A 6,763-nucleotide genomic window follows, 5' to 3' on the forward strand; every position below is an offset into this window, starting at 1 on the left:
CAACCTGCTACTGTTTCAGCTGCTACTGATAACATTTCAAGCTCACTTGCAAATGCAAATAATAAGTTAAGTGCTACTAGTGTAAAGGCTAATAGTAACATCGTTGCACGTTTTCCAGAAGCTGACTCACTTAACAACACTGGTTTAACTAGAGCTGAATTACAAGGCTTGAATGTTCCTAATGGCTTTGAAGCTAAGAACGGTAAAGTTGATAGCATTTCAGTTTCAGCTGATGGCAACAAGGTAACACAAACCCTTAAGTTCAACTTGGCATGGAACGACGGTAACAAAGCTGATGCTGCTGATTATTTAGCAGACGGCCTTACTATTAATAACGAAGGTTTAGTTGCAAATAAGAATGGTGTAGCAATTGAATATACTATTACTCGTCAAGTAATTGGTACTAGTGCACAAGGTACCCCTTACTTCTTCGAAAAGAGTGGTAAAAATGCTGGCGCAGTTGTTGAAGACAACAAAGGTTCAGTTCAATTGAACAACATCGATGGTGCTAACAACTCAGGTACTTTCACTGCTCAACAACTTTTGACTTTAATCGAAAAGACATATGGTTACGGTCACAATGCTGGTTCAGCAGAAGTTAAGGCTGAAACTGATGCCGCTGATGTAGCTGCTCAATTAACTAAGCAAGGCGTTAACAAGACTGCTAACGGTTTGACTTTCGATTACCCAGCAGAAAACTTTACCATTGACTACAAGGTCAAGGCAGAAAACGGTAAGACTGCTACTTTAGTTGTTAAGGTTAATACTAACGACTTCAACATTAACAACCCATCATTCGGTTTCGATGATTCTGTTATTAGAGAAGGCGCAACTACCGATAACTACAAGCGTTACGCTAACAACTCAACTCTTACTGTTAGCCCAAAGATCTTCAACTACAAGAAAGATGGTAAGGCTGGCTTCCAAGCACTTTTGAACAAGGGTGACTTTACTGCTTACGTTTCAGGTAACCAAAACAATAACGACTTTATTGGCTACAATGTAGATGCAAGCAAGGTTGATACTACCAAGAATGGTTTGTACCCAATCACTATTACTTCAGACAAGAACCCAGCAGGTTACACTTCAAAGATTACCTTCTACGTATACTCTGGTGATACAACTCCAGAAGCAGTTATGTACGTAAAGAGTGAAACTCCAATCGTTACTATCGACGGTAACAACGTAACTACTACTAGCAACAAGGTTGCAGCAGGTACTGCATTATTCACTAAGGGTTCAGTAACTATTAACGGTACTGAATACACTCGTGTAAGTACTGATGGTAAGTTTGATACTCAAGAATTTGTTAAGAGCTCAGACTTAACTGATACTAAGCCAGCTCCAGCTGCTCCATCAGCAGTAGCACAAACTGGTTCTAAGAAGGTTATGTGGAAGTCATACGTTTACGACCAAAACGGTAAGCGTGTTGGCGACAAGACCATCTCAGCATACGAAACTATCCCAGTTTACGGTACTAAGACTATCAACGGCAAGACTTACTACAGAGTAAGCGCAACTGCTGAAGAATACGTAAACGCAAACAACATTGACGGTACTTCACGTACTTTAAGCCACAACGCATACGTATACAAGAACAACGGCAAGGCTTACACTTACAAGAAGACTGTTAAGAAGGGTAAGAAGCACGTAAAGAAGACTTACAAGAAGCTTGCTAAGAAGGGCGACAGCGTAACTACTTTTGGTACTACTAAGACCATCAACGGTAAGAAGTACTACCGTGTAGGTTACAACAAGTACATCAAGGTTGCTAACTTCCACAAGTAATTAGTCTTTAAGCGCTAATAAATAAAGAAGGCGGAGCGAAAGCTCTGTCTTTTTTTATCTTAAATTATCGTTAATATTCTTTTTACATTATGCGTACAGCCTCATATAAGTATGCGCTTTACGTTATAATAGAACTGTTAACTAATAATTTTAGAAAGGAATTATTATGAAGAAAATTAAAGTTATTGGTCTTGCTACCGCGGCTTTACTTGCTGTATCACCTGTTGTTGCTTCAGTAACTCCAGTCAATACAACAGTTTCTGCTGCTACGACTAATCCATATATTTATTACAACGGTGTTGCTTACGATTCAGATATTACTATCGATGCTTCATCTGCCGCATTTGCACATATTCCACTTAACGGATCGATTGACATTAATGCTATTCAAAACGCATTTTCAGCACCAGGCATGAAGTTAGATATTGATACTACAAATGTTGAAAACAGAATTGCTTCTTCATATCCAGTAACCGTAACTGCAACTAACATGTCTACTGCAGCTAAGACAAGAGTAACTTTCCATATAACTGTTGGTGAACAACATGATCTTAAAACTGTTGAAGGTGCTCCAGATACTGTTGCCGCAGTTTACCAAATTAGTCCTGATGGAACTATAAGTGATACAGGTATCGGTATTAAAAATGATACAAAAGTCTCAACTTACGGAAACATCAATGTAGATGGTAAAGTATACACTCGACTTAACAGTGCCAACTCAGACTTATACATTAAGAGCGGTTGGTTCAACGGTTCATACACAGATAACACTAACGCAGAACCAACAACCAAATTTATTATGCATAAGTCACTTATTTACGATCAAAACGGTAATAAGACCGGTGGCTCATATCGTGCATTCCGTAACGTTGACGTTTACCCAGACACTGTAAATATTAAAGGTACAGATTACTACAGAGTTGTTGATACCCTTAAGTTTATCAACGCCGCAAATATTGACGGTACTGAACGTACTTTAACTCATAATGCTTATGTTTACGCAACCAGCAAGACCCGTGCTAACAAGAAGGTCTTGAAGAAGGGTTCTAAGATAACAACCTATGGTTCATCATATAAGTTTGTGAATGGTAAACGTTACTACAGAATCGGTACTGGTAAGCAATACGTAAAGACTTCAAATTTTAAGTAAAAACCATTTTAATATAATTGATAAAACGTCCATTTTATTGTGGACGTTTTATTTTTTGGCTCTTTATTAGGAACATCTTGGTATAATAGTGTTTGTTAATTTAAAAACTTTGGAGTTTTAAGGAGAATGAGATGAAAAGCAAAAAAATTATCGCATTAACAGCTAGTGCATTTCTTTCAATTGGAATCATTGGCTCAATTTCAGAAAGCCAAAATGTTGACGCCGCAACTATGCGTACCAAGCGTATGTCATATGTTTACAATTCTAAGGGCCACAGAACTAAGCAAAAGATTCGTAAAGGCAAGCATATTAATGTCATTAGTACTAAGAAAATTAAGGGTAAGCGTTACTGGAGAATCGGTCGCAATAAGTACGTTCGTTTTAACAATGTTGGCAAGTTAGCCAAAGCCAAGAAACATGTAGTTAAAACTCCAGATGATGAAAAATATGAGCCAACTGTTGTTAAACATCCAACAGTCAACTTAGACAATCATCCATCTTTACCAGAAGCCAGGACTTTGATTACCAATGCTGATAAATTACCAGCAGGTACTCGCTTCGAGTGGGGAAATAAACCCGAATTTACTCCTAAAGGAGAAACTGAAGCAACTATCGAGGTAATCTATCCAGATAACACTACTGATGAAGTTGATGTTTCATATACTTTCCACGGTACTAACCATATCGTCGTTCCAGCTTCATATACTGCTGATGAAGTTAGTGCTTCTGGAGATACACCAACTTCCGCTATTGTGAAGGCTTCTGAAGAGGGAACCGATAATAATACCTTTATTTCTGAATCTGAAAAAGACGACAATGAAAAAGTAGATTACCGCAACTTAACTGCAGCTCAAAAAGAAGAAATTAGTCAATTTGCTTTGAGACTTATCAATGAAGTAAGAACTAAGTTGAATCGACCATCATGGCATTACAGTGAATTTGCACAAAAATTAGCTGATGACGTTGCCGATGAATATCAAGAAAATGGTCGTGGTATTCAAGATGGAGATCACTATGTTCCTGGTTTATCTAGAGCTGCTGCCCAAAATGGATTAGATATTGGCGGAATGAATCAAATTGAAGATATGTATGGCACCACAACTGATAAGCCTGAGACCATGACTGATCTTAAGGAATTAGCATTTGATGGTATTATTGCTTTCTTATTTGACGGTGATGAATTCCACCACGCAGCTGATATTACCAGTTGTCACCAAGATTCTTATTGGAATTCTGTAACTCAAAATAGTCCATTTGCAATTTCCTTTACTCATGTAGGTGATTGGAATTCTGTTCACTATATTAGTATTCCAAGTAACGTTTTAAATAATAATTAGTAAGCAAAAAAATCTGCAGAATATACTCTGCAGATCTTTTTTATTTATCTTCTTTTTGCTCTCTTTTTTGACTTCTTATGAGAGGTCTTGCGTGATGCTTTACGCTTCTTTGTTGTCTTCTTATGACGCTTTTTAGTATGTTTCTTGGTAACTTTTTTCTTAGAACTCTTGGTTCCGATGCTTCCAAGGTTGGTTTTACCGATCTTGCCGTTCTTGATATTAAAGGTAAAGTCCATGCTACCTTGAGCAAGACTAGAGTTTGCTGGAATGATTGCTGAACCAATAATGTTTCCAGATTCATTTACAATATCAAAACTACGATCGTGCGTAGAAGGAGTAAAACCAGTAATCATAATTGATGATTGAATTCGATATTGACCGTCAATCAAATTATCGGTAGAAGAATTATCAATGGTTTCTGTACCATGAGTTAAAGTAGTGTTGTTTAAAGATGAAACTGCGCTAACCTTCTTGTTGTTTTCGTAGAAATTAACTCCAGATAAAAAGTGACGGAATACATCTTTAGCATCTGTATGACTAGTAGTAGCTGCGCTTACAGCTACGTTTTGAGTTAAACTAATTGCTGGTGAAACTGCAAATAATGCGGCAACAGCGATACTGGCTAACTTCATTTTTTTCATTATTATATCCTCCAAAAAACTAATAATTTAAAACAAAAAAGACAGAGCCTTCGCTCTGCCTTCTTTATTTATTAGCGTATAGGCTAACTGCTTATTAGAAGTTTGCCTTCTTGATGTATTGGTTCTTACCAACTCTGTACATCTTGTGACCGTTAATAGTGAATGCGCTACCGTAAGTAGTTACGTTTTCGCCCTTCTTAACGAGCTTCTTGTAAGTCTTCTTTACGTGCTTCTTGCCCTTCTTAACAGTCTTCTTGTAAGTGTAAGCCTTACCGTTGTTCTTGTATACGTATGAGTTGTGCTTTACAGTTCTTGAAGTACCGTCAATGTTACCAGCCTTTACGTATTTTTCAACTGGCTTGCCGTTTTCAACAACTTGGTACATACCGTTAACCTTTTCAGCCACAACAGTGATTGAGTCGTATGCGTGGTATGCGTTCTTAGCTACAACAGTCTTACCATCCTTAGCATATGCAGTTGCAATGTGGTTGATAGTCTTAGTTGTAGTTTGTACTGCTGGAGTAGTTTCTGCTGGCTTAGTGTTAGTTAAGTCTGAGCTCTTAACAAATTGGTTTGATTCCTTGCTGTTGATACGAGTGTATTCAACACCGTTTACAGTAAGCTTACCGTAAGTGTTAACTCCTACACCCTTCTTAAGTGCGTCAGTCTTAGCTTCTGATACAACGTTACCATCGATAGTGTAAACCTTGGTGTTGTCTTCCTTTACGTATTCAACTGCAACTTCACCATTCTTACCGTTGATAGCAACCCAAACAACAAGCTTTGAAGTGTAGCCAGCTGGGTTAGTAGCAGTAAGAGTTACTGGGTAAATACCGTTAACACTTTCATTTACAGCTGAAGTGTCTGGAGTAACCTTAACCTTTTGTTGGTTTTTAGCAATTTCGGCAGCAGAAGCATCGTAACCATTCTTAGCGTTCTTATTAGCGTTTTGTACGAATGCAACTACAGCTGAAGAAGCAAAGTCGAACTTCTTATCTTTAGTGTTGTAAACATCTTCTTTGTTAAAGATAATATCCTTTGAATCATGTTCAAATTTACCTGAAGTGGTTTCTACAATGTTGTTGTTATAGTAAACTTGACCACCAATAATTTTATCGTCAACAGTTTGAGGTTTTACAACGAATACTGGAGCGTTGAAGTTAACATCTGCATTGATTCTTACAGTAATTGAAGCAGTGTTACCGTCTTCTGACTTAGCAGTCAACTTAAGGTCGAAGCCGTTTGCTGGGTAGTCGAAGTCACCGTTTGAAGCTCTCTTCAAGCCTTGAGCTACTAATTGGCTTTCAATGTCTGAAGCAGTAGTAGTCATTTCAGCGTTAGAACCTGAAGCATCACTAGTCTTCCAAGCGTAATCAGCCTTAATAGCAGTTAATAAGTCTGCTGAGCTGAAGCCGTTAGAAATATTGTTCAACTTAACAGTTGAGCCATCTTTTACTACTTCGTTAGAAGTCTTGTTGTAGAAGTATGGAGTACCTTGTTGACTAGCAAACTTAGCATTTGCAGTTACTGAGTAAGTATTCTTGTTGTATTCAAAAGTAATAGTTTGTTGGAATACACTCTTATCTCCACTTACATCAGTCTTAACAGTAGTTACTGTAAAGTTAGACAAATCACTAGGCTTTGCACCCTTTAAAGCATCAACACCATTTTTAACAGCGCCATCAATGATACCTTCGATTTGGTTATCAGTTAACTTAACGCTGAATTGAGTGTTTGAACCACGGTCAAGGGTGATAGTGCCTGGAACAGTGTACTTAGTATCAGTTACAGTGTTTGTGTTTGCATCCTTAGCAGCTGGAGTTTGAGCAGTAGCAGCGTTAACAGGC

General features: G+C 37.9%; 5 protein-coding genes. 3 read left to right on the forward strand and 2 right to left on the reverse strand.

The window, feature by feature from the left end; all coding sequences use genetic code 11:
- The 3 genes from JCM6256_RS10425 to JCM6256_RS08925 form a co-directional block, all read left to right on the forward strand.
- A partial coding sequence (locus JCM6256_RS10425; RefSeq protein ID WP_025081333.1) for an SLAP domain-containing protein occupies window positions 1–1,788 on the forward strand: 1,788 nt, incomplete at its 5' end.
- Window positions 1,789–1,954: 166 nt separating this feature from the next.
- Window positions 1,955–2,938, forward strand: a complete 984-nt coding sequence (locus tag JCM6256_RS08920; protein WP_051545899.1) for an SLAP domain-containing protein — start codon at window positions 1,955–1,957, stop codon at window positions 2,936–2,938.
- 131 nt (window positions 2,939–3,069) lie between these two features.
- Window positions 3,070–4,275 (forward strand): SEC10/PgrA surface exclusion domain-containing protein, encoded by a 1,206-nt coding sequence (locus JCM6256_RS08925; protein WP_025081335.1) that lies wholly within the window; start codon window positions 3,070–3,072, stop codon window positions 4,273–4,275.
- A 44-nt stretch (window positions 4,276–4,319) separates the two neighbouring features.
- Here JCM6256_RS08925 and JCM6256_RS08930 read toward each other — a convergent pair whose 3' ends face one another.
- Both JCM6256_RS08930 and JCM6256_RS08935 read right to left on the reverse strand, forming a co-directional pair.
- Complete coding sequence (locus JCM6256_RS08930) at window positions 4,320–4,916, reverse strand: hypothetical protein (RefSeq protein ID WP_025081336.1); 597 nt, start codon at window positions 4,914–4,916, stop codon at window positions 4,320–4,322.
- A 94-nt stretch (window positions 4,917–5,010) separates the two neighbouring features.
- Window positions 5,011–6,763, reverse strand: a 1,753-nt coding sequence (locus JCM6256_RS08935; RefSeq protein WP_025081337.1) for an SLAP domain-containing protein, incomplete at its 5' end; no start/stop codon positions are given.

Source organism: Lactobacillus hamsteri DSM 5661 = JCM 6256, from assembly GCF_000615445.1.
Taxonomy (GTDB): Bacteria; Bacillota; Bacilli; order Lactobacillales; family Lactobacillaceae; genus Lactobacillus; species Lactobacillus hamsteri.